Genomic DNA, 21,002 nt, shown 5'->3' with positions numbered 1-21,002 from the left:
TTTGAAACTAGACATAAGTTTTTGGAACCCGCTTTTAAAGTGGGTTTTGTTTTTTAAGGAGCACGCAGAATAATGTTCACAATGGGTGATCTTCCCTCAGTTGATCAGTTTGATTGTATCATTGGCCATATACGCCGTGCTGAGTTGTGGGCGTAAATAGAGGTCTACTGCAAATGGTTAAAAAACGCTATTAACTATATTTAAGCACTGAATAATTTGTAGAAATTGGAATATTTATACAAGTTTATTAATTATGTTAATAAGGTTCAATTTTATCGACACAATGACCTTACCTATCGATCTCATCGATATATACTCATTTCATGTCGATAGAACGAGATAAATTAAACATGACTTGGCAAGCCGACATTCCCTTTAATCAACTACCGCCACTGCCACCTGCTGCAGAGGTGGAGGATTCTGTACCTGTACTTAAAGCTTGTATTCCGACCCGCACCGCCCTAGGCGAACTTAAACAGGCCAGGGCATTATTACCCAATCAAGGCTTATTAATTAATCTATTACTCTTGTTAGAAGCAAAAGACAGCTCTTAGATTGAGAGCATCATCATGACCTCAGATAAGTTGTTTTAATATGCGCAGGAAGATAGCTAGGCAGACCCTGCGACTAAAGAAGCTTTGCGTTATCGCACCGATTTATATGATGGCTTTATACGGCTTAAAGAGCGACCTTTGTGCACTGATACTGCAATTGAGGTATGTTGCACCGTAAAGGCACGCAAATGGATGTTCGCAAAGTGCTCGGTACCGTTATTGCCAACCCTAGTCGTGGTGATATTGTTTACACGCCGCCCTTGGGTGAAAAGCAAATCTGTGATTTACTCAGCAATGAGAAGCAATTTCTGCACGCTAACGATGGGCTGGATCCGCTTATTAAAATGACCATAAGCCATTACCAGTTTGAAGCCATTCACCCCTTCCATGACGGCAACGGCCAAAACGGGGCGCTTATTGAATATTCTGTATTTGATTGAGCAAGACTTGTTAACCCTGCCCATCTTGTATTTAAGTCGCTATTTAGTGCAGCACAAAGCCGAATATTACGCTTTGTTAAATAGCGTCACCAAAGACGGCGACTGGCAAGCTTAGAGCATCTAAATGTTAAAGGGCGTTACCCAAATGGCCCAATGGACCACGGCTAAAATAGCGGTCGTTAAAGCGTTGATTGAACACACCAGTGAGTTTATCAGGTTAAACTTGCCAAAATGTATAACTTCGAATTAGTGCAAGTCATTTTCGAGCAACCTTATCGCCGCATTGCCAATCTGGTTGAAAAAGACATTGCCAAACGGCAGACCGCGTCTGTATACCTTAAACAATTGGTGGATATTGGTGTATTACAGGAACAGCAAGTAGGTAAAGAAAAGCTTTTTATGCATCCCAAACTGATGCAATTAATGACCCTAGACAGCAACAAATTTGAACTTTACGCCTGATTTTTCTGACGCAGAAATCAATAAAAACTCAATCTTATTTGAGTTACCCTGCGTACCACGTAATAATACATTTTCACACCATCTGAGTCCTAAATTTGCAATCTATCACCGACTTCAAACAGCTGTTTTTATCCGATACACCGATGATAGACGTACGTGCGCCCATCGAGTTTATTAAAGGGGCTTTTCCTTCTAGCATCAATGCGCCATTGATGAACGATGACGAGCGCGAAGCAGTAGGTACCTGCTATAAAGAGCACGGTTCTGATGCGGCGCTTGAACTCGGCCATCAATTAGTTTTTGGGGATATAAAAACGCAACGTTTACAACAATGGAAAAATTTCATTAATGAGCACCCTGACGGAATTTTTTATTGCTTTAGAGGCGGTTTACGCTCTCACATTACGCAGCAATGGCTGAATGAGGTAGGCATAGACCGACCTTATGTGGAAGGTGGCTATAAAGCGATGCGCACTTATCTGCTCGAGCAATTACAACAACGTGCCAGTGAAAGTCGATTTCTTGTTCTCTCTGGTAAAACTGGCAGCGGTAAAACAGAAGTGATCAACGATTGGCCACATTCTATTGACCTAGAGGGTTTAGCAAACCATAGGGGCAGCGCCTTTGGTAAAACCTTTGTTCCACAGCCTGCACAGATTAACTTTGAAAACGCTTGGTCAGTGGCATGGTTAAAACGCATCCATGTGAGCGATTCACCGGTACTGATTGAAGATGAGTCACGCCTAATTGGTCGCATTGTAATATTGCCAGAATATTTAGAGGCAACTAAGTTAGCGAGTAACATTTTGCTCGAAACCCCTTATGAAGAACGTATTGCCCGCATTCGCAGAGACTACTTTATGTATGCCTTTGAACATTATCAAAAAAGTAACCCCGATACGTCTTACGATTTATTGGATGAGTTTATTCGAGAGGCAGTTTTACGTATTAAAAAACGCTTAGGAGGGGATCGTTTCACATTAATTAACTCAATGCTCAGCTCAGCCATTATCGCACTGAAAAGTCAAAACCAGTGGTCCGAGTTTGACGACATTATTAACATATTACTCAGTGAATATTACGATCCAATATACGAATATCAGTATCAGCAAAAGAGTGAAAAGACTATTTTTAAAGGAACTCATCAGGAGATCATTCAATGGCTGGCCACACAATAATGATGTTTAGAAGTATTATCATGAACATTCTTCACGCGAACTATGAAGCGATTGCCAATACTTTTATAAGAAACCAACATCATGCATGAACGTGACTTAGTTTTTATTGGCGGTGGGCATACACATTCACTGGTATTAAGAATGTTGGCGATGCAACCCATAGACAATGTTCGCTTAACACTGATTACCGATACCTTGTTAACGCCTTATTCAGGCATGCTACCTGGTTACATTGCCGGGCATTACAGCGAAGCAGAAACACACTTAGACTTAAACAAACTGTGCAAAGCGGCTCAGGTTCGGTTAATTCACGGGCGCGTTAACGGGATTGATGTCGCTAATAAAACGATTCAATTAGAAAACCAAGCCAGCATCGGCTACGACAAAGTATCGATCAATACCGGTTCAACACCCAACGTCAATGTTGAAGGTGCCCGTGAATTTGCTGTTGGAGTAAAACCTGTCAGTCAACTCACTGCTACGTGGCGAAAACTACTTGCTGAAAAAACCGAAGATACTAACGATAAGAGTTCCGCACATAATACTGCCCATTGGGCGATTATTGGTGGCGGTGCTGCAGGTATCGAAATGGTATTGGCCATTGCTTATCGGTTTAGGCAGGCAGGTGAGGCTTTGAAGCTGTCTTTGGTGCAGTCTGGCGCTACGTTACTACCTGGCTCTCATAAAAACGTACAAAAACAGGTGGCTATTGCACTTAAGCAGTACGACATCGATTTAATTACTGGGTTTAAAGTTTCCCGCGTCACTAAAAATGAAATTGAGTCAGACTCAGGCAACACACTAAATATTCAACAGTCTATTTGGTGCACACCAGCCACTGCGCCTATATGGCCCAAACTTGCAGGACTCGATACTGACGAAAGTGGCTTTATTGCTGTGAATGAGTACTTACAAAGCACGTCCCACAAGGATGTTTTTGCCTGCGGTGATGTGGCGACAATGATTAAATCACCTCGGCCCAAAGCAGGTGTTTACGCGGTGCGTTCGGCACCCTTTTTAACCAAAAATTTGCATGCTGTATTTAGCCAACAAACGATGACGCCTCTGTCGTTGCAAACCGATTTTTTATCACTGATTTCACTTGGTGGCAAAGTTGCTGTGGGCCAACGGGGCTGGTTAAGTTTAAGTGGCGAATGGGTTTGGCGATGGAAAAATCATATCGATCAAAAGTTTATGGCTTTGTTTTCTAAAAACCTACCCGCTATGCCTAAAATGAACAATGAACCCATGCATTGCGCTGGGTGTGGCAGTAAAATTGGCCCTGAATTATTAAGTGAGACATTGAAAGAACTCAGTGTTTTTCCAAACAAAAACTTTGATACTGATTTAACACAGGCAGAAGATGCGCCTGTTGCTGCGGTTATTAACAACACCTCGTTATTGCAGAGCATGGATGGATTTCGCGCTTTTAGTGACGATTATTATAAATTGGGGGTCGCCACGACCCATCACGCCATCAATGATTTATACGCCATGGGCTTGCAACCTACCAGCGCTCAGGTCTGGGTAAATTTAAAATTTCAACATCCGCGGTTGACCAAACGGGACTTTAAACGCTTAATGCAAGGCGTCACAGAAACTTTGCTACACCATGAAACTACATTAGTCGGTGGCCACAGCACTGAAGGGGTTGAGACGCACTTAGCGTTAGTAGTTAATGCAGCAGGTAATTCGTATTGGCAAAAAAACACCCTTCAAGACGGTGATTGGTTACTTTTAAATAAACCATTAGGCTCTGGCATTATACTCGCGGCAGATACCCAAGGTGCGGCAACAACACAAAGTATTACAGCCTTGTGGAGTAGTTTGTTGCAATCAAATCGTCCGTTTTTTTTGACCCTAAAAGATAAAGAGGTACATGCCGCCACCGACGTAACTGGATTTGGTCTTATTGGGCACCTTTTAGAAATGCTTAAAGGAACAGAATATTGTATAAAAATTTCAACCGACAATGTGCCATTAATGAGTGGCGCACTTGATTTGAGCCGCCGAGGATTTGAATCCACATTAATGCCACAGCTTATGTCGATGCTAAATCAATGTGATACCAATGATATAGATTTAGCGGTGCTTAAGTGTTTGCTAGATCCTCAAACAAACGGAGGCTTAGTTGTTTCTGTGTCAGCAGATGTGGGCCGTGAAATGATGACTAAAACGGGTGCGCTTAAAATTGGCGAGGTGTGTCGTGCTCAAGATGCTGAAAGTGCTAAAAAAATATTATTCCTAAGCTGATCTACCTTTAATAATCACACACTCGCTAGATCATATATTCTATCGAACCTTCAAGATGTTCAGTTGAAGCTACCTCACTGCTACCTTTAACCCTAAAAGTGAGCATCTTAAGATGCAACTCCGATATCGATTTACTGCCAGTCTTTATGCACAAACCTGGCACTAAGGCATGTATAAAGCAGGCGATTGCTGCCTTAAAAAGCTTCATTGAAAAACTCATTGCGGTAAAAAAATGTTGTATGTATGTCTCGTTGACAGACTTTGGGTGGTCAATAAATAATTGCTTAAACATGTCTATTTCCTATTTTAGAGTATTGCTGGCGCAATAAATTTCATTGTTCGGTATTGATTAAAAGATAATTCAACATAAGTATGTACAAATTTTTCATACAAAGTCAAAGCTATTTACAATACCTATGAGCTTGCAGCAGACAACGTAGAATGACTGAAAATAACCTAGCGAATTTCAATTCGTGTTAATACTGATAAAGACCTGTACGATCGGTTTATGGGCGTAGATTTTCATTATTTAAACATCGCTAAAAAAGGTGCGTGGCCAGACTCTGAATATTTAATGTCGCTAGCAAATGGCAAACTCTCATCATGCAGGTTCTCATTGCAGATATCTGCTTTGACAAACAAGTGCTACACAGACTGTGAAATCAACATATGAACTAACAAGTACCTTTACCGAGATGCAGTTGACTAAATTTAATTAACTCAGCAATGCTAGAACTACATGGAGGCAAAACACTGCCACGTAAATCTGAATTACCGGTATTCTCAACACTACCGCATATTGCTTCTACCTTAACTTCTCCTGGCTCAGCATTAAAATCACCACAAACTACAATCTTCGCATTCGGTGAATGCTTAAAGATTGCATCCACTAACATTCTGGTTTCGAGTGCTTGGTCCACACGCTTGATAGAAGAAATAAAATATCCCTAAGCCCAACCAGCCGCACTTTTCCATATGTAATTATTTGGTTTTTGGCCGTTTATGTTTGATGCTATACGCGACTTTAGATGTAAATTCATCTCATGCACTAAACCGATATCAGGTACTTGCACTTGAGCATACAAAATAGGCCTGTCCCAACTGATATATTTTGCCGTTTCAACCGGAAAAACTGTGGCTTTTCAATATTCTAGTTTATCTAAATGATGGTGTTTATATTGCAAAGACACGCAGATTGGCCAACGGGATAGTATGACTGAATTTGGTTTATCATAGGGTTGTTCGTCTGAGGTAACGGTATGCACTATTTGATAGTGAGCGTATTGGGTATCAAAAATTAACGTTTCCAGTGCCGATAATTTTCGTTCGGAGTGATTTCGGCATGCGCCGCTAGTTCCTGCCCCTGTAATTATTGTAAGCACAGGGTTGGCATCCAGCCTGACCAAAGTGCCGTGAAAAGCAAGAATCTGTTCGAGTAAAGTGGTGCTATAGTCACCGCTCGACACGTCTAAATTTTAAATATTGAAAGTCGCAATCTTTAGCATAATCTTTCCTTATTTTTAGAAGCTATTCTGATAGTTAAACAAAATTCAGCTCGCGCTTAATAGCGAGCTAATTATAAAGTGCATACTAGTGCAATTTTACTATTTTGTGCGTTAGTTGTTAAACGCGTTACTCCCATTGGGCAGTCCTCTGAAACATCCGCAAATGGCCGCCAGCCCCCATCAAAATTTGTCTTATCCGACTGCATCAATATGCTATTCACTGCGGCAATAGCATAACCGTTTGCGGCCCAAGCATAATAATAAGCCCCTTTAGGCAAAGTGGTTAACAGTTCTATCTGGCCTGTTTCTGGATGATAACTTTTCAATTGCCACTAGGTATCTTCCCCTTCACCAATCGATACGGTGTAACTCATCAATATCGATTGTGGTATCGCAAACAAGCTTGGACCGAGGTTTTTATCCAGGACTTGACTCGACTGTTTTCGCACATCAGCAATTTGCAGCGTCTGGGGCTCTCCAAGAACAAACAACATCACTCGGTTATCATCTACCCAAGCGTGGTATCCAATGGGGTTAATGTTAGTCAGCAACTCACTTGCAGGCGTAGCTGATTGTTGTTGAGGGTATAATGGATAACGCCATAATTTTTGCTGGTCGTTCACAACCCGAATGACAGAAAAACTGTTTCCATTAGGCATTAACGTTGGTGAATACTCACTTTCTGTTGAATTTGAAAGATTTGAGATCCCACCAGACTCAAGTGAAATAAGCATACTGTCAGTTTGCTTAAGGTTGTTAGTGGTCAGCGCAGCGCTATATAGTAGTGAATTACCATCAGGTAAAAACACAGGCTGGTTATCATATTCTGCTCTCTTAGTAAGGGCTTTAAGGTGACTTACCTTTAGCTGACTACCTTGCAGACTTAAATCAGCTGTATAAATATCGAAGCTCGGCATTTGGCCGATGCCGAAAAAATCATTACCCCTAACAAACCAGTTATTAATCTCATGTTTTTCCTTTCACTTTTAAGCTTATTTATTTCTTATATACAGTGGAGGTGTTGTGACGTTTTTTGTTCTTTTGATCATTCTAAACCAAAGGTGAACGACAAAGGTGGTTGTTTTAAAAAGTAGTATGAAAAGGGAACGCGCCGAATTTATTGCATTGAATTGCCGAATTTATCTTAGACATAAGTATCGTTAATACGCTAGCATAATTAACATATATTTAACTTTTTATTATTTGATTAATCTCATAAATCAATACTTGGTAATAGCATGGAACAATCCACAAAAATAAGAATGGGAATGGTCGGTGGCGGCCAAGACGCATTTATCGGTGCAGTGCATCGTATGGCAGCTAATCTAGATGGCAATATTGAATTAGTATGCGGTGCTTTTAGTTCGGATCCAGCAAAAAGTATATCTTCAGGTAAAAAACTCTATTTACCTGCTGAGCGCTGTTATGCCGATTACGTACAAATGTTCGCTGCAGAAGCGAAGTTACCAAAGCACCAAAGAATGCAATTTGTGTCTATTGTTACGCCTAATCATTTGCATTTTCCTGTGGCTAAAGCGGCATTAGAAGCAGGGTTTCATGTACTCAGTGATAAGCCGGCTACTTTCACACTTCAAGAAGCGTTGGATTTAGCTGATATATTAAAAACCTCGCCTCAACTATACGGACTCACTCATACCTACAACGGTTATCCTTTGATTAAACAAGCCAAACACTTAATCGCCACTGGCGTTTTGGGGAAGATCAGAAAAGTTGTTGTGGAATACAGCCAAGATTGGTTGGCGAATAAAGATGATGAGCTTAGTAAACAAGCGCAGTGGCGTGTTGACCCATCAAGAGCAGGTGTCAGCTGCTGTATGGGTGACATCGGGGTACATGCCGCCAATTTGGCTGAATATGTGACAGATACAAAAATTTCAGCCATGTGTGCAGATTTAAACGCAGTGGTTGATGGCCGGAAGCTCGACGACGATGGCACCGTATTGTTACGCTTTGATAGTGGCGCTCGAGGGGTGTTGATGTCTAGTCAGATAGCGGTGGGCGAAGAAAATAATCTGCGTTTGCGGATATACGGAGATGAAGGCAGTATCGACTGGTCACAAATGGAGCCCAATAGTTTATGGCTAAAATCTAACACCAAATCGACCCAATTGATCCGCACGGGTGTGGGTGAATTTTGCGCAGATGCTCAGGCAGCCATGCGTATTCCCGCTGGACATCCTGAAGGTTATTTAGAAGCCTTCGCCAATATTTATCAAAATTTTTCGAAACAGATCCAAGCGTTTGAACAAGGTGTGCCATGCTCAAACGAAACATTCGATGTTCCTGGCATTGAACAAGCAATTCGAGGTATGGCTTTTATCGAAAACACGGTTAAATTTAGTCAGTCCGAATTGAAATGGCATGATTTCGATTTATCCCCCACCATAAATTCAGGAGTATCCTAATGAAACAAATCAAAGGCCCAGGCATATACCTTGCGCAATTTGCTGGCAATGACATGCCGTTCAATTCTTTTCCTGACATTTGTAATTGGGCAGCAGGATTAGGCTTTAAAGGCATTCAAGTGCCTACATGGGATGACCGCTTATTTGATTTAGAAACAGCGGCAAAAAGCCAAGACTACTGTGACGAAATCAAAGGCATTGCCAGTCAAGCTGGTCTAGAAATCACCGAGCTATCTACTCACCTGCAAGGCCAATTAGTGGCAGTAAACCCTGCTTATGACCAGATGTTTGACGGTTTTGCCCCAAAACATCTACAAAATAATCCCAGAGCACGCACCGAGTGGGCAGTTCAACAAATGAAATATGCTGCTAAAGCCAGTCAACGTTTAGGCTTAAAAGGTCATGCAACTTTTTCTGGTGCCTTATTGTGGCACACCATGTACCCATGGCCACAGCGCCCTGCCGGTTTGGTAGAACAGGGCTTTGCAGAATTAGCAAAACGATGGTTACCTATTTTAAACGCCTTTGATGAGGCAGGTGTAAACGTATGTTATGAATTGCATCCAGGCGAAGATTTACATGACGGTGTGACCTTTGAACGTTTTTTAACCGCGGTTGACAATCACCCACGAGCTAATATTTTATATGACCCAAGCCACTTTGTTTTACAACAACTCGACTACCTTGCCTTTATCGACATTTATCATGAGCGGATTAAAGCTTTCCATGTAAAAGATGCTGAATTCAACCCGAATGGACGATGTGGTGTATATGGCGGCTATCAAGATTGGATAGATAGGCCAGGACGCTTTCGCTCTCTGGGCGATGGTCAAATCGATTTTAAAGCTATATTCAGCAAATTGACCCAATACAACTTTGATGGATGGGCTGTGATGGAATGGGAATGTTGCATTAAACATCCCCTAGACGGGGCAGCAGAGGGGGCTAAATTTATTAGCGAACATCTGATTAAACCAACTGACAAAGCCTTTGATGACTTTGCCGGTGTAGAAAAAAACGTTGCCATGAATAATAAAATACTCGGTATTAAATAAGGTGAAAAATATGGATGTGACAGCCAACATTTCAGATAAAGACGCTAAACGCATTTTTCGTATAAGTTGTATAGCCCTAATAGTGACGTCTATGACCTTTGCTATTCGAGCAGGAATATTAGGTGATTTAGGTCAGCAATATGGCTTAAGCGGAAAAGAACTTGGCTGGATAGCCAGTATGGCCTTTTTAGGTTTCCCTGTTGCCATGATATTTGGCGGAATATTGTATAACGCTATCGGCGCTAAATTGATTATTTGGTTAGCCTTTATTGGTCATGCCTTAGGTATTGTATTAACTATTTTTGCTGATGGATTTTGGGGCTTGATGATCTCAACCTTCCTTATTGGCATCGCTAATGGTTTGGTAGAGGCAGGCTGTAACCCAATTATTGCGCAACTTTATCCCAACAATAAAACCACCATGTTAAACCGGTTTCACGTATGGTTTCCTGGCGGTATTGTGATTGGCTCTCTCGTCTCTGCAGGTATGACTCAAATGGGATTAGGCTGGGAAGCACAAGTCGCCACTATGTTAATTCCAACAGCTATTTACGGCATAATGATGTTAGGTTTTGAATTCCCTGAATTCAACCAAGCAGAAAACTCTACTCGCAGTAATTTAAAAGGCTTACTTAACCCTATATATCTGTTTTTAATTGTGTGCATGACCATGACAGCCGTCAGCGAATTTGGCCCAGGCCAATGGATCAATCAAATATTAAGCGCTTCTGGTGCACAGCCTATGCTTATCTTAGCGATGATTACCGGCATTATGGCCGTTGGTCGTTTTTATGCAGGCCCACTGGTGCATAAACTCAGTCCCGCTGGCGTATTATTTGTTTCAGCGATATTGACTAGTTTAGGATTGTTTCTAATGACGCAGTTACAAGGCAGTGCTGTTTATTTTGCTGCTGTTGTATTTGCTTTAGGTGTCACGTACTTCTGGCCAACAATGATTGGCTGTACCAGTGAATATACCCCTAAAACAGGTGCGTTAGGCATGTCACTCATGGGTGGCGCAGGTATGTTTGCGGTAGGTATGTGGAATCCAGTAATTGGGAGCTGGATAGATTCAGCAGCAAGAGAAGCTGAAATTGCGGGCTTAGCAGGTAACGACTTAGCAATGGCTTCAGGCCAAGCTGCATTGAATAACTTACTGTATTTCCCACTTGCTTTAATTGTTATTTTTGGCGGGTTTTATTGGTTTATGCGAAAAGAAAATTCTGAGCCAAGCGTCCGTTAATAATTTGATGTTACCAAATAAAGCAGGTGTTAAGTCTAATAATATTGAGGAGATTGTTATGTCCACTAATTCAAATAAAACCGAGTTAGATATACACACAGATGACCAAGATAACCGCCGTTTGTTTATGAAAAAGATGGCTGCTTTATTTGGTGCAACTACGGCTGCAGCAGTGCTGTCGGGTTGTAGTCTACCTGTGGCCGAAAAATTTGCGGTACAACGACCCAAATCATCCCAAAATGGTACGTTGTTTTCAGAACATGAATTGAGCGTTCTTTACAGCCTATGCGAAACCATACTGCCTAAAACAAACACCCCTAGTGCGGTCGAAGTGGGATGCCATGAATTTATTCCCCACCAGCTTCAACACTGCCACTCAAAACAGCAGCAAGATGACTGTAAGCAAATCATCAATACAGTGGATATGCAGGCGCTTAAAAAATTCGGTCAAACATTTATATTATTGCAACCCCAACAGCAGCAGCAACTTTTGATAGACATTGAAAGTGATAGCATATTGTCAGATATTGAAAAAGGTCAATTTAAGTTTCTTAAAGCATTGATCGTGTTTGGCTATTTCACCTCTGAAGTAGGCACCACACAAGTACTTAATTACCAACCTGTTCCTGGTGGTTTTATCGGTTCTATCCCTGCCAATTTAGATACAAAATCTTGGGGTCCACAGGCATATTATTAGTTTCTATTGATAGAAAATGGACGTAACCAAACGGAATCACGAGTAAATTATATGACTACAGATTTATATATTCACGAAAGCGACCAAGTATACGATGCCATTGTGGTAGGTTCGGGTATTACTGGAGGCTGGGCTGCTAAAGAGTTTTGTGAGCGCGGTATGCAGACCTTAATGATAGAGCGCGGGCGAGTAGTCGAACATCGAAAAGACTATGTTACTGAAGGAAAAGGCCCGTGGGAATTTGAAAATAGAACCAAGGTCGATAATTTACTCACTGAAGAAAAATACACGGTACAAAAAAAATGTTATGCCTTCAGCGACATGACAAAACAATTCTTTGGTAATGACAAAGACCTGCCTTACAGTACAGAACAAGGGACTGGGTTTGATTGGATAAGAGCCAATCAATTAGGGGGGAAATCCCTTATCTGGCATCGTCAGTCTTATCGACTCAGTGATTATGACTTTGCTGCTAATAAGGAAGATGGCCATGGTAATGATTGGCCTATTCGTTACAAAGATCTTGAGTCTTGGTACAGCCATGTGGAGAAATTTGCAGGCATAAGTGGCAGCTCAGAAAATCTTGAACAACTACCTGACAGTGAGTTTTTGCCCGCATTCGAAATGACTGCTCCCGAGTTACATGTGAAGCAAAAAATCGAGCAGCAATATCCAGATAGGCATCTCATCATGGGACGCACTGCACACTTAACCCAGCCTACACAATTACATTTAGAACAAGGCCGTGTTACCTGTCAAACCAGAAACGAATGTCAAAAGGGATGTTCTTTTGGAGCCTATTTTTCTACTCAAAGCTCTACTCTACCCGCTGCGGCTAAAACAGGTAACTTGTCGATTGCCCCGAACAGTGTGGTGCATAGTCTGATTTATGATGAAAAAACTCAACGCGTGAAAGGTGTAAGGGTGGTCGATAACGACGATCTTAGTACTCGAGAGTATTTTGCTAAAGTGGTGTTTTTATGCGCGTCGACTTTAGGCTCTGCGCAAATCATGTTAAATACCAAGACTAAATCCTTCCCAAATGGTATTGCTAACAGTTCTGGGGTGCTGGGTCATTATTTGATGGATCATAACTACAATGCAGGTGCTACAGGCACAGTGGAAGGTTTTGAAGATGAATATTATTCAGGTAGACGACCGTCTGGCATATTAGTCCCTAATTTTCAGTACAAACCCTCTTTATACAAACAAACTTATGTTCGTGGGTATGGATTGTCAGGTGGCAGTCATCGCGAAAACTGGCAGAGTAATGCTAATCAGCAAGGCATAGGTGCAAACTTCAAAGACAAACTTAGTAAACCAGGAAGATGGAGAATGGGCCTTCACGCACAAGGTGAAATGTTGCCACGTTTTGATAATTACATGGCATTACACCCCACTAAAACTGATAAATGGGGCATTCCACTCATCCACATCGATTGTACTTGGTCTGAGAACGAAAAATTAATGATGGCAGACGCCGAACAAACAGCAGCTGAGATGCTAACCAAAGCAGGGCTAACAGAAATCGATAGTTATAACTCGATCGAGACCAGCAACCCTGGTTTGGCTATTCATGAAGTCGGCACAGCACGGATGGGCAAAGATCCAAAAGAGTCAGTGTTAAACAGCTTTAATCAATGTCACGACGTTACTAATTTATTTGTAACCGATGGTGCAAGTTTTTGCTCAAGCGCGGTACAAAACCCTTCACTAACATTTATGGCTCTAACAGTAAGAGCGGTAGATTATTGTGTAAATGAGATGAAAGCGATGCGGATATAAATCAACTCTGGCTCAAAGTAAGTAGTACTCTGAAGAATCACTACTATGGAGAGTTGGAAGTACATTACTCAAAAAAGACTATATATTCTTAGCCTTTTTTTCTGAGTAATAGACGCTTCAATTTATTTTTAGCTGGCGTCCAAATAGTAAAAGGTTTTCTAGGCGCCACTGTCAACACATGCGCAAAGTCTTGCTCGGTTAACATGACTTCACCACCATGGGCCAACATAATAGAGGCAGGCCGTAAGGCCTGTACTTTTAAAATTGAAGCCCTATATTGTTGAGGATAATTCACTGGGATCGGCGGTATAAAACGGTCTTTTACCTTAACTAATAAATCTGCTACATAAATTCGCATTGAAGCTATATGCAAAACAGATAAGTCACGATCGGTATGACCTGCTGTCAGTAATACACGCCAGTCATCAAAACCAGGTAATGTATCTTGATCAGTCAATGCATAGTCAATTTTCAAATGAGGCGAATACCATAGATTTTTTCTAGTTTTGCCTATTCTACTTGCCACCCATGTGGCTAGAGCAATATCTACTAGGTGCGAAAGTCTGCCACTTAGACCTGTATACCACTGCTTCGGCATATTGGCGCTAGCAATCTTACAACCCGTTATTGTTCGTAATTTATGGGCTGCGCCAGCATGGTCTGGATGCATATGAGTGACTACAATCAGTTTTAAGTCAGAGAAGGGGCGACTTAAGTCGTCAGTAATAAACTGTTCAAGCATACTGATATCTACACGACAACAGCCATCAAGCAGCAACAATTGTTGTGGGTACTCGACCAAATAAATCGATTGAATGTAACCTTTTAACTGATGAATTTTCAAAACAAATAAGCTTTAATTCTCTTCACTAGAATCAACTTGTTGTTCGATATACTCAATCGCTTTTTGTAAACTACCAAAGGCGTTAATCAGGTTTTTTCGGCCTTTATTCATCAGTTCTGGATCGTTATTTTCGGACATCATCCACACCCAAGTGCGGATCAAAGACTCTGGAGGTACATTATTCATGGTGGTCCACGTATCTCTTATTATTATGGTTTAAAAACAGCAAATATTATATCGTGCAAAATCGAGGTAATCGAGCAGTGTTTTAATATTAATAAAGCGCTTAGTGCTACAATTTAAAGCTATTCGCTTAAATAATTTACCGTATTAATATTTTATGAGGCATCGGGGATCAGAATGATAAAAATTGTAGTCGGATCAAAAAACCCAGTAAAAATTAGTGCTGCTCGAACCGCAATATGTGACGTTTTAAGTTTAAAAGAAGTGGAATGTGTGGGCATAAACGCTCCATCAAACGTATCTGAGCAGCCTATGAATACTGAGGAAACTAAATTTGGCGCCATCAATAGGGTGCAATATTGCCAACAACACTCTCAAGCTGACTTTTATATTGCGCTTGAAGGCGGGGTCGACCAATTCGAATACGGCCCAGCCACTTTTGCATTTGTAGCTATCGCAAATCAAAAGCAAATGTCTATAGGACGCAGTTGTAATCTGCCTTTGCCCCCCGTCATCTATCAAGCACTGAAAAACGGTGAAGAATTAGGTCATGTTATGGACAGATTTTTTAATACTGACAACGTCAAACAAAAGCAGGGTGCTATAGGCCTTTTAACCAATGGTATAGCCACAAGAGAAAGTGTATACCGACAAGCCATCATTCTTGCTATGGCCCCATTTATTCATCCTGAATTATATACGCAATAAACACCCATCATTTATTCAGTCAGTTAAACTCTGAGTTTATGAAAGCGAACCCATGTGTAGACTGAAAACCTTGGTTTTTTTGATTTAGCTGGTATCGTATTGTCGAATATGACCCACTGTATATTAAGTATCAAAACCACTGAGGCAAGGCATGCAAAAGAAACCCAAAGAATCGAGTTTTTTTCTCTCCAAATATTTAAGTAAAGTCGAAATTTTTGGTTGGGGACTGTGTATTTTTTCCATGATGACAATCGTCTTTGCCAAACAGCTTTCACCCGACACAGAACCTTATGCTTGGATTGGCGCGATAATTGGTGCGGGTATCATAGGTTGGGGAATGGCACGTAAACACAAACGAGGCTAGGCTGATTTAGGCTATAGTAAGCTTAGCTACACATGCCTTTTAATCCTTAAACACCAGGGTCACCACTACACCCGATTTATCTTTAAGATTATCTATTCTGATATCACCTTGGTGATATTGGGCAATGATTTTAGCAATATACAAACCTAAGCCTAAGTGAGGTTGCTCGGTGTTTTGTTGTTTGCGAACTGAGACCATAGAATCAAGCAATTGGTGTTGCATATTCTCTGGTAGCAAACAGCCTTGGTTAGCAATGGTCAGCACATAACCTTGATCACTATTCACCATTTGCAAGTTAATTGCAGAATTTTCTCGACTGAATTCAACCGCATTGGCAATGATTTTATCTAACATCTGAGCGAATAACTCAGGGGCACCATGAAATTTCGAATTAGACACCGACACTTGCACATCAAACTTTCTAGCGGCGTAAGCTAAACGATAGCCCGCCACACAACCTCTTAATAATTCATCTAAATCAAAGGGTTCCCGATCGTTGCTTTGGATCGCCTGCTCTAATCGTGTTGCTTCACTCATATTTGAGAGTATTTTACTTAATCGGGTAATACCTTGTTTCGCACGATCCACGTATTGTCTTTTCTCTGGGTTTTGTTCTTCCAATAGCAGAATGTCTAACGAAGAATTAACAATCGCCACAGGAGTGCGTAACTCATGAGACAAACGAGAAGCCATATTCTCTAAGTAAGTATTGTACTGGCTGAGCCTGCTTAGCACATGAGTAAAGGTACGCGATAAATCGCCTATTTCGTCACGGGTAGTCGAAGGCACAATATCGCCAATAATTTTGCCTTGTTGGTCAATTGCACTTTCGGTTTCATTTCTAAGTTTACGAATACGCCAAGAAATACGTGAAGCCATTAAAAATAACGCCAGTGTACTGATTAAAATAACCAGCAATATATAATGAAACTGCTGTTCCAGAGCTTTATTTCTAAGGGTACGAATACCATTGGTAGTTTGTTCTACTACCACGGCCCCCATTACCGTTTCATCAATATAAATAGGATGAGCAGCCGACATAATCACCGCTTTATTATCTGAACTTAAGCGCCACAAAGAACTGGGTGTACCCTTTAATGCTTGGCTTATATCTTGGCCTTGTAATGCAAATGCGTCACGTAGGTCATCTACAAAATCAGCAGGTGGTTTAGTCAATATTTGATAATAAAGCGGTAACAACCAGTTGTTTTCAATATATTTCCACCAGCTGCGTTGATCCAGTGACTTATTCCCACTTCCAAAGCCAATATGTGAGTTATTCTGTGAATCACTCTGCACGCCAGACGCCCTTTGAATATTGCCCGAACGAGCGAGTACCCGCATATGTTTATCTACCACCCAAACCCTAGCATTTGAGTATTTAAGCCCTTTAAGAATTTGCTCTATTTCCGGCGAAGGCACCAGTACAGTGCCCAGTGAATCAACTTGCGACGGATTAGCTGTTCCCATTATGTGTTCCACAGTTCTAGTACTTGGGTCATCAACATCAACAATAGCAAACGCAATTTTGCTTGAAATCATAGCCAAGGGGAAACGTAATTCGAGTTGATAACCGTTTGACGTATCCCTCCATTGCCCTTGAATCTTAGTTTCTAACCTTTCTGGCTGTAACGAGTTTAAGTCATCTTTTAGCAGGTATGCGTTCACCCAACCGGGCTTTGACGGTGCAATAATATAGCGTTGAAACAAACCATTTTTATCTGTCATGGCTATTTGTAAGTGATCGTTCTTATCAATACGTAAACTATTGTTTGGCCTGAGTAATACTTTGTCATCCGTGACATCAAACATTGCATATAAGAATCTATCGTACTGCCCCACCATATGTTTAAAGTGCAGGCTGTCCAATTTGTAGTCTTGAATAGGATCAATCAGGTTTTGTTGCCCATAAGCAATGGCCAAATGCCGATAGTCTTGCCAATCGTCTAACTTGCCGTCCAGTTGAATAGGATAGGCAATTTTATGGGCGTATAAATCAGTGCCTGGTTTAACGTCAGTTAAATAGGCTGATTGACTATCAAATAACGCAGGGCGCTCATGTAAAGCAGTAGCCACAGCACGAGCAGTACCTACCATGGTTTGCTCTTGGCCTATGCGCAGATAGGTTTCCATTTCCCATACGTATTGATATCCCAACCAAGGAATAGCCAGTAAAAAAGAAGAGAAAAAAAGTAATTTAAGACGCAGTCCAAAGCGAAATCGGCTCATATACTTGCCACCCACAAACTGACATTAAGCGGTGACAACATATTTACACGCTTTTCCATCTATACCCCATACCATAAACGGTCTCGACACAGTCAAAATCTGGGTCTAGCTGCATAAATTTCTTACGAATACGTTTGATATGGGATGTAATGGTGCTGTCATCCACGACCATCTTTGATTCATCCATCAGTTGTTGGCGGCTTTTGACATGTCCCGAAAATTTAGCAACCGCGTGTAACATCCAAAATTCGGTAACAGTTAGTTCAATGCCCTGCCCTTTCCAGCTGACAGTCATACGTTTGCTGTCCATCAGCAAATCACCTGTTTGAATCAGGTCAGTTTGTGCTTGTGGCCTATCTAATAGTTCCGTCCGTCTGAACAGTGCAGCTATTCTGGCCAATAAATGCGGTAAACTGATGTCTTTGGTCAGATAATCATCAGCGCCCATACGCAAACCACAAATAGTGTCGTAATCATTATCTCGCGCAGTAAAAAAAATAATAGGTAAGGTTTTGGATAAACTTCTTAATTGCTGACAAACAGCAAAACCACCATCTATTTCATCTTCTAGACCAATATCAATGATCGCCAAATCCGGTAGTCGCTCAGAAAATGCCTGTTCTGCACTACTTCGATTAGGATAGGGTTGTACCTCATAACCTTGCTTGCTAAGCGCAGCAATATAGTTTTCCCTTAATGCTTGGTCATCTTCAACCAAGGCGATACGTTTTGACATAGCCTGTGCCTGTTTACTTTATTGCCGCTTTATTTCATAGCGGCTTTAGTTATAGCTGAACTATATCGCAAAACATCTTTAGGTTAAGTCGATAAATAGCCAAAAATTACAATTTCCATTTTTCCGCCACAATTGACCTCTAGATTGCCATTTTCCCTCCCTGAATTAGCCACACAATATTTGTTTACTAGAGAGGAATCAAACAACCACTCTCTTGGAGATAACAATGAAACACAAGAAAATAACCAGTATTAAAATGACTACCGCGATCGCCTTCACTTGCTTATTGTCTGGCAGCGCAATTGCTGAACAACGCAGTGTTCAAGAAAAAACCAACGAAGTCATTGGCCTTAGCTCAGGCGTAGTAATCGGCACCGCCATCGCTGGACCACTAGGCGGGATAATCGCAGGCATTTTTGGTGTGATGATAGCTGATGACCTGAACTCTGATAAAAAGCTAGAAACAGCTAACACTGCACTTGAACAAAAAGACCAACAATTGTTTGTAATGCAACAGAATTTTGAGCAAGCAAAAGAACGTGCAATGGTTCAAATAGCATCAATGGATAGTGCGTTGGAACAAGCTACGTTTAATCATAGCGTTCCGGAAATTGAAAGTAATATTCAATTTAAAACAGCTTCTTATGTTTTAGAGACACACTATAAATCACAGTTAGACTTGATAGCCAAAACTTTACAAAAAAATCCCGCATTAAGCATTACCTTATCAGGTTTCGCTGATAAACGTGGCGACAGCACGTTTAATCAAGCTCTTTCTGAGCAACGTGCGTTAACAGTAAAAAACTACCTCATTAATAAGAACGTTAGAGAAGAGCAAGTCATCACTAACTCATTCGGTGAATCTTCATTAGTTAGCGCAGGCGTGCATTTCGAAGATGATTTTTTTGATCGCCGAGTCATGTTAAAAGTATCTGATGACCAGACAGAAATGACAGCAGCTAATCAATAAAAAAGGAAACCTTGCTATGTCATCACTACCTAAACTTGCCGTTGTTAGTTTGGTGGTTATTGCGATAGGGGCCCTGCAATATGCAGTGCCCGCTTTTACCAACAAACACAACACACCTTCCATTTCAGGTAAATTAGGATCACCAGACAAACAAGTAAATGTCGCTCTCATCAATCTACCCATAAGAGATCATCAAAGTGCCCAAAGTGGCACCTTGTTTTTTATTCATCAACAATTAGTGCAGGGCGAAACAGTTGCACAACACTCGCTAAGCCCAGTTCTTAAAACCAGAGTTGATATCAAGGTAACAGGTATCGTCGCTCGTACTAAACTGACCCAAACCTTTAAGAATACTGGTGAAAATTGGGTCGATGCACTATACGTATTTCCTTTGCCCGAAAATGCCGCCGTCGATCATTTTTTGATGACAGTGGGTGAGCGCAAAATAGAAGGTAAGATTAAGGAAAAATCTGAAGCAAAGCAGATTTATCTTCAGGCTAAAGCGCAGGGCATAAAAGCCAGTTTAGTGGCACAGCAACGGCCCAATATGTTTTCTAATTCCATAGCGAATATCGGCCCAGGTGAGACGATTAAAGTGACAATTGAATATCAGCAAACGCTAAATTTTGACCGACAACAATATAGTCTGCGTTTCCCTATGACCATTACACCTCGATACTTCCCCAGCGACAAGACACCAGAGACACAAACACCGTCAGAGTTTCCTTACAGCAATTATAACCAACCAAACACCGAGTTAAGGGTAAGTTTACATGCTGGTTTTAAGGTGAAAGGCATTAAAAGCGAATTCCATCCCATCACTGTTAAACGACTAACAGATGGGAGTCATCATATTCAAATATCAAAAGGCAGTGTTACTAACCAAGATTTTGTTCTGAACTGGCGACCAGAATTAGGCGCAGCACCGCAGTCTGTAAATTATACCCAGCAAGTTAACGGCGATGAATATGGTTTGATAATGTTGCTACCTCCAATCAATACAGAGCAGGTTACGCAGACTCAACCACGGGAAATGATTCTTGTTCTCGATACATCAGGGTCGATGGAGAGCGACGCTATTAAACAAGCCAAAAAAGCACTGTTTTTGGCTGTTGAGCAACTTCAAGAAACAGACAATTTTAATATTATTGAATTTAATAGTTATGCACAAAATTTGTGGAAATCACCAAAATTAGCAAACAAAAATAATAAACAGGATGCAAAACATTTTGTAAATAGTTTATCTGCCAATGGTGGAACAGAAATGAAAAGTGCATTAAAACTAGCCTTTTCCCAAGCTAGAGTTAATGATTCGAGCACTTTGCGCCAAATAGTCTTCATTACTGATGGTAGCGTGGGCAACTAAGAAT

At 41.1% G+C, this 21,002-nt stretch carries 24 protein-coding genes; 15 read left to right on the top strand and 9 right to left on the bottom strand.

What is annotated here, in order from left to right:
- Positions 1 to 350: 350 nt before the first annotated feature.
- The 6 genes from C427_RS28415 to selD all read left to right on the top strand — a co-directional run bounded on the left by C427_RS28415 (position 351) and on the right by selD (position 4,887).
- Positions 351 to 554 (top strand): Fic/DOC family N-terminal domain-containing protein, encoded by a 204-nt coding sequence (locus C427_RS28415; protein WP_015430352.1) that lies wholly within the window; start codon positions 351 to 353, stop codon positions 552 to 554.
- Positions 555 to 718: 164 nt separating this feature from the next.
- Complete coding sequence (locus C427_RS28410) at positions 719 to 994, top strand: Fic family protein (RefSeq protein WP_307531207.1); 276 nt, start codon at positions 719 to 721, stop codon at positions 992 to 994.
- Positions 972 to 1,109 carry a hypothetical protein gene (locus C427_RS28405; protein WP_015430350.1) on the top strand — a complete coding sequence of 46 codons (138 nt, stop codon included), beginning with the start codon at positions 972 to 974 and terminating at the stop codon, positions 1,107 to 1,109. Before C427_RS28410 ends, C427_RS28405 begins: the two co-directional genes overlap by 23 nt.
- Positions 1,110 to 1,225: 116 nt before the next feature.
- A complete protein-coding gene (locus C427_RS28400; RefSeq protein WP_015430349.1) occupies positions 1,226 to 1,456 on the top strand; it encodes a hypothetical protein in 231 nt (76 codons plus the stop codon).
- Positions 1,457 to 1,551: 95 nt separating this feature from the next.
- Positions 1,552 to 2,634 (top strand): tRNA 2-selenouridine(34) synthase MnmH, encoded by a 1,083-nt coding sequence (gene mnmH, locus C427_RS02365; RefSeq protein WP_007640487.1) that lies wholly within the window; start codon positions 1,552 to 1,554, stop codon positions 2,632 to 2,634.
- Between the two features lie 81 nt (positions 2,635 to 2,715).
- Entirely contained in the window at positions 2,716 to 4,887 is a 2,172-nt protein-coding gene (selD, locus tag C427_RS02360; RefSeq protein WP_007640485.1) for a selenide, water dikinase SelD, read from the top strand.
- A gap of 25 nt (positions 4,888 to 4,912) precedes the next feature.
- On the opposite strand, the gene C427_RS02355 is transcribed toward selD, so the two are convergent.
- From C427_RS02355 to C427_RS02335, 5 genes are all read right to left on the bottom strand, one after another.
- Positions 4,913 to 5,179: a DUF6356 family protein gene (locus C427_RS02355; RefSeq protein WP_007640483.1), complete on the bottom strand. Its 267-nt coding sequence runs from the start codon at positions 5,177 to 5,179 to the stop codon at positions 4,913 to 4,915.
- A gap of 382 nt (positions 5,180 to 5,561) precedes the next feature.
- A complete protein-coding gene (locus C427_RS02350; RefSeq protein WP_264369951.1) occupies positions 5,562 to 5,816 on the bottom strand; it encodes a hypothetical protein in 255 nt (84 codons plus the stop codon).
- Positions 5,817 to 6,029: 213 nt separating this feature from the next.
- On the bottom strand, positions 6,030 to 6,353 hold the full coding sequence (locus C427_RS02345) for a hypothetical protein (protein ID WP_041250435.1): 324 nt from the start codon (positions 6,351 to 6,353) through the stop codon (positions 6,030 to 6,032).
- A gap of 110 nt (positions 6,354 to 6,463) precedes the next feature.
- Positions 6,464 to 6,718, bottom strand: a complete 255-nt coding sequence (locus C427_RS02340) for a hypothetical protein (RefSeq protein WP_007640475.1) — start codon at positions 6,716 to 6,718, stop codon at positions 6,464 to 6,466.
- A 6-nt stretch (positions 6,719 to 6,724) separates the two neighbouring features.
- On the bottom strand, positions 6,725 to 7,309 hold the full coding sequence (locus C427_RS02335; protein WP_007640473.1) for a TolB family protein: 585 nt from the start codon (positions 7,307 to 7,309) through the stop codon (positions 6,725 to 6,727).
- Between the two features lie 321 nt (positions 7,310 to 7,630).
- Between C427_RS02335 and C427_RS02330 the strand changes: the two genes are divergently transcribed.
- Genes C427_RS02330 through C427_RS02310 form a run of 5 tightly spaced genes read left to right on the top strand, consistent with a single transcriptional unit; the run spans position 7,631 to position 13,598 of the window.
- On the top strand, positions 7,631 to 8,818 hold the full coding sequence (locus C427_RS02330) for a Gfo/Idh/MocA family protein (protein ID WP_007640471.1): 1,188 nt from the start codon (positions 7,631 to 7,633) through the stop codon (positions 8,816 to 8,818).
- Positions 8,818 to 9,873: a sugar phosphate isomerase/epimerase family protein gene (locus tag C427_RS02325; protein ID WP_007640469.1), complete on the top strand. Its 1,056-nt coding sequence runs from the start codon at positions 8,818 to 8,820 to the stop codon at positions 9,871 to 9,873. Before C427_RS02330 ends, C427_RS02325 begins: the two co-directional genes overlap by 1 nt.
- A 10-nt stretch (positions 9,874 to 9,883) precedes the next feature.
- A complete protein-coding gene (locus C427_RS02320; protein ID WP_007640467.1) occupies positions 9,884 to 11,116 on the top strand; it encodes an MFS transporter in 1,233 nt (410 codons plus the stop codon).
- 58 nt (positions 11,117 to 11,174) lie between these two features.
- A complete protein-coding gene (locus C427_RS02315) occupies positions 11,175 to 11,813 on the top strand; it encodes a gluconate 2-dehydrogenase subunit 3 family protein (RefSeq protein ID WP_007640465.1) in 639 nt (212 codons plus the stop codon).
- A 51-nt stretch (positions 11,814 to 11,864) separates the two neighbouring features.
- Positions 11,865 to 13,598 (top strand): GMC oxidoreductase, encoded by a 1,734-nt coding sequence (locus C427_RS02310; protein ID WP_007640464.1) that lies wholly within the window; start codon positions 11,865 to 11,867, stop codon positions 13,596 to 13,598.
- An 88-nt stretch (positions 13,599 to 13,686) separates the two neighbouring features.
- On the opposite strand, the gene C427_RS02305 is transcribed toward C427_RS02310, so the two are convergent.
- Positions 13,687 to 14,442: an MBL fold metallo-hydrolase gene (locus tag C427_RS02305; RefSeq protein ID WP_007640462.1), complete on the bottom strand. Its 756-nt coding sequence runs from the start codon at positions 14,440 to 14,442 to the stop codon at positions 13,687 to 13,689.
- Positions 14,443 to 14,454: 12 nt separating this feature from the next.
- A complete protein-coding gene (locus tag C427_RS26155) occupies positions 14,455 to 14,628 on the bottom strand; it encodes a hypothetical protein (protein ID WP_007640460.1) in 174 nt (57 codons plus the stop codon).
- A gap of 174 nt (positions 14,629 to 14,802) precedes the next feature.
- Here C427_RS26155 and yjjX point away from each other — a divergent pair, with 174 nt between their 5' ends.
- Together yjjX and C427_RS02295 are read left to right on the top strand one after the other, a co-directional pair.
- Positions 14,803 to 15,333, top strand: a complete 531-nt coding sequence (gene yjjX / locus C427_RS02300) for an inosine/xanthosine triphosphatase (protein ID WP_007640458.1) — start codon at positions 14,803 to 14,805, stop codon at positions 15,331 to 15,333.
- Between the two features lie 151 nt (positions 15,334 to 15,484).
- Positions 15,485 to 15,697 carry a hypothetical protein gene (locus tag C427_RS02295; RefSeq protein ID WP_007640457.1) on the top strand — a complete coding sequence of 71 codons (213 nt, stop codon included), beginning with the start codon at positions 15,485 to 15,487 and terminating at the stop codon, positions 15,695 to 15,697.
- A gap of 39 nt (positions 15,698 to 15,736) precedes the next feature.
- Here the strand turns inward: C427_RS02295 and pdsS are convergent, their stop codons facing one another.
- Both pdsS and pdsR read right to left on the bottom strand, forming a co-directional pair.
- Positions 15,737 to 17,926 (bottom strand): proteobacterial dedicated sortase system histidine kinase, encoded by a 2,190-nt coding sequence (gene pdsS, locus C427_RS02290; RefSeq protein WP_007640455.1) that lies wholly within the window; start codon positions 17,924 to 17,926, stop codon positions 15,737 to 15,739.
- Positions 17,927 to 17,969: 43 nt separating this feature from the next.
- Positions 17,970 to 18,662: a proteobacterial dedicated sortase system response regulator gene (gene pdsR, locus C427_RS02285; protein ID WP_007640454.1), complete on the bottom strand. Its 693-nt coding sequence runs from the start codon at positions 18,660 to 18,662 to the stop codon at positions 17,970 to 17,972.
- Positions 18,663 to 18,888: 226 nt separating this feature from the next.
- Here pdsR and pdsO point away from each other — a divergent pair, with 226 nt between their 5' ends.
- Both pdsO and C427_RS02275 read left to right on the top strand, forming a co-directional pair.
- Positions 18,889 to 19,632, top strand: a complete 744-nt coding sequence (pdsO, locus tag C427_RS02280; protein ID WP_007640447.1) for a sortase-associated OmpA-like protein PdsO — start codon at positions 18,889 to 18,891, stop codon at positions 19,630 to 19,632.
- Between the two features lie 16 nt (positions 19,633 to 19,648).
- Positions 19,649 to 20,998 (top strand): VIT domain-containing protein, encoded by a 1,350-nt coding sequence (locus tag C427_RS02275; protein WP_015430345.1) that lies wholly within the window; start codon positions 19,649 to 19,651, stop codon positions 20,996 to 20,998.
- Positions 20,999 to 21,002: the final 4 nt, after the last annotated feature.

Origin of the sequence: Paraglaciecola psychrophila 170, from assembly GCF_000347635.1 — a bacterium.
Lineage (GTDB): Bacteria > Pseudomonadota > Gammaproteobacteria > Enterobacterales > Alteromonadaceae > Paraglaciecola > Paraglaciecola psychrophila.
Note: the sequence above shows the minus strand (reverse complement) of the source record. Positions and strands in the feature narration are given on the sequence as shown.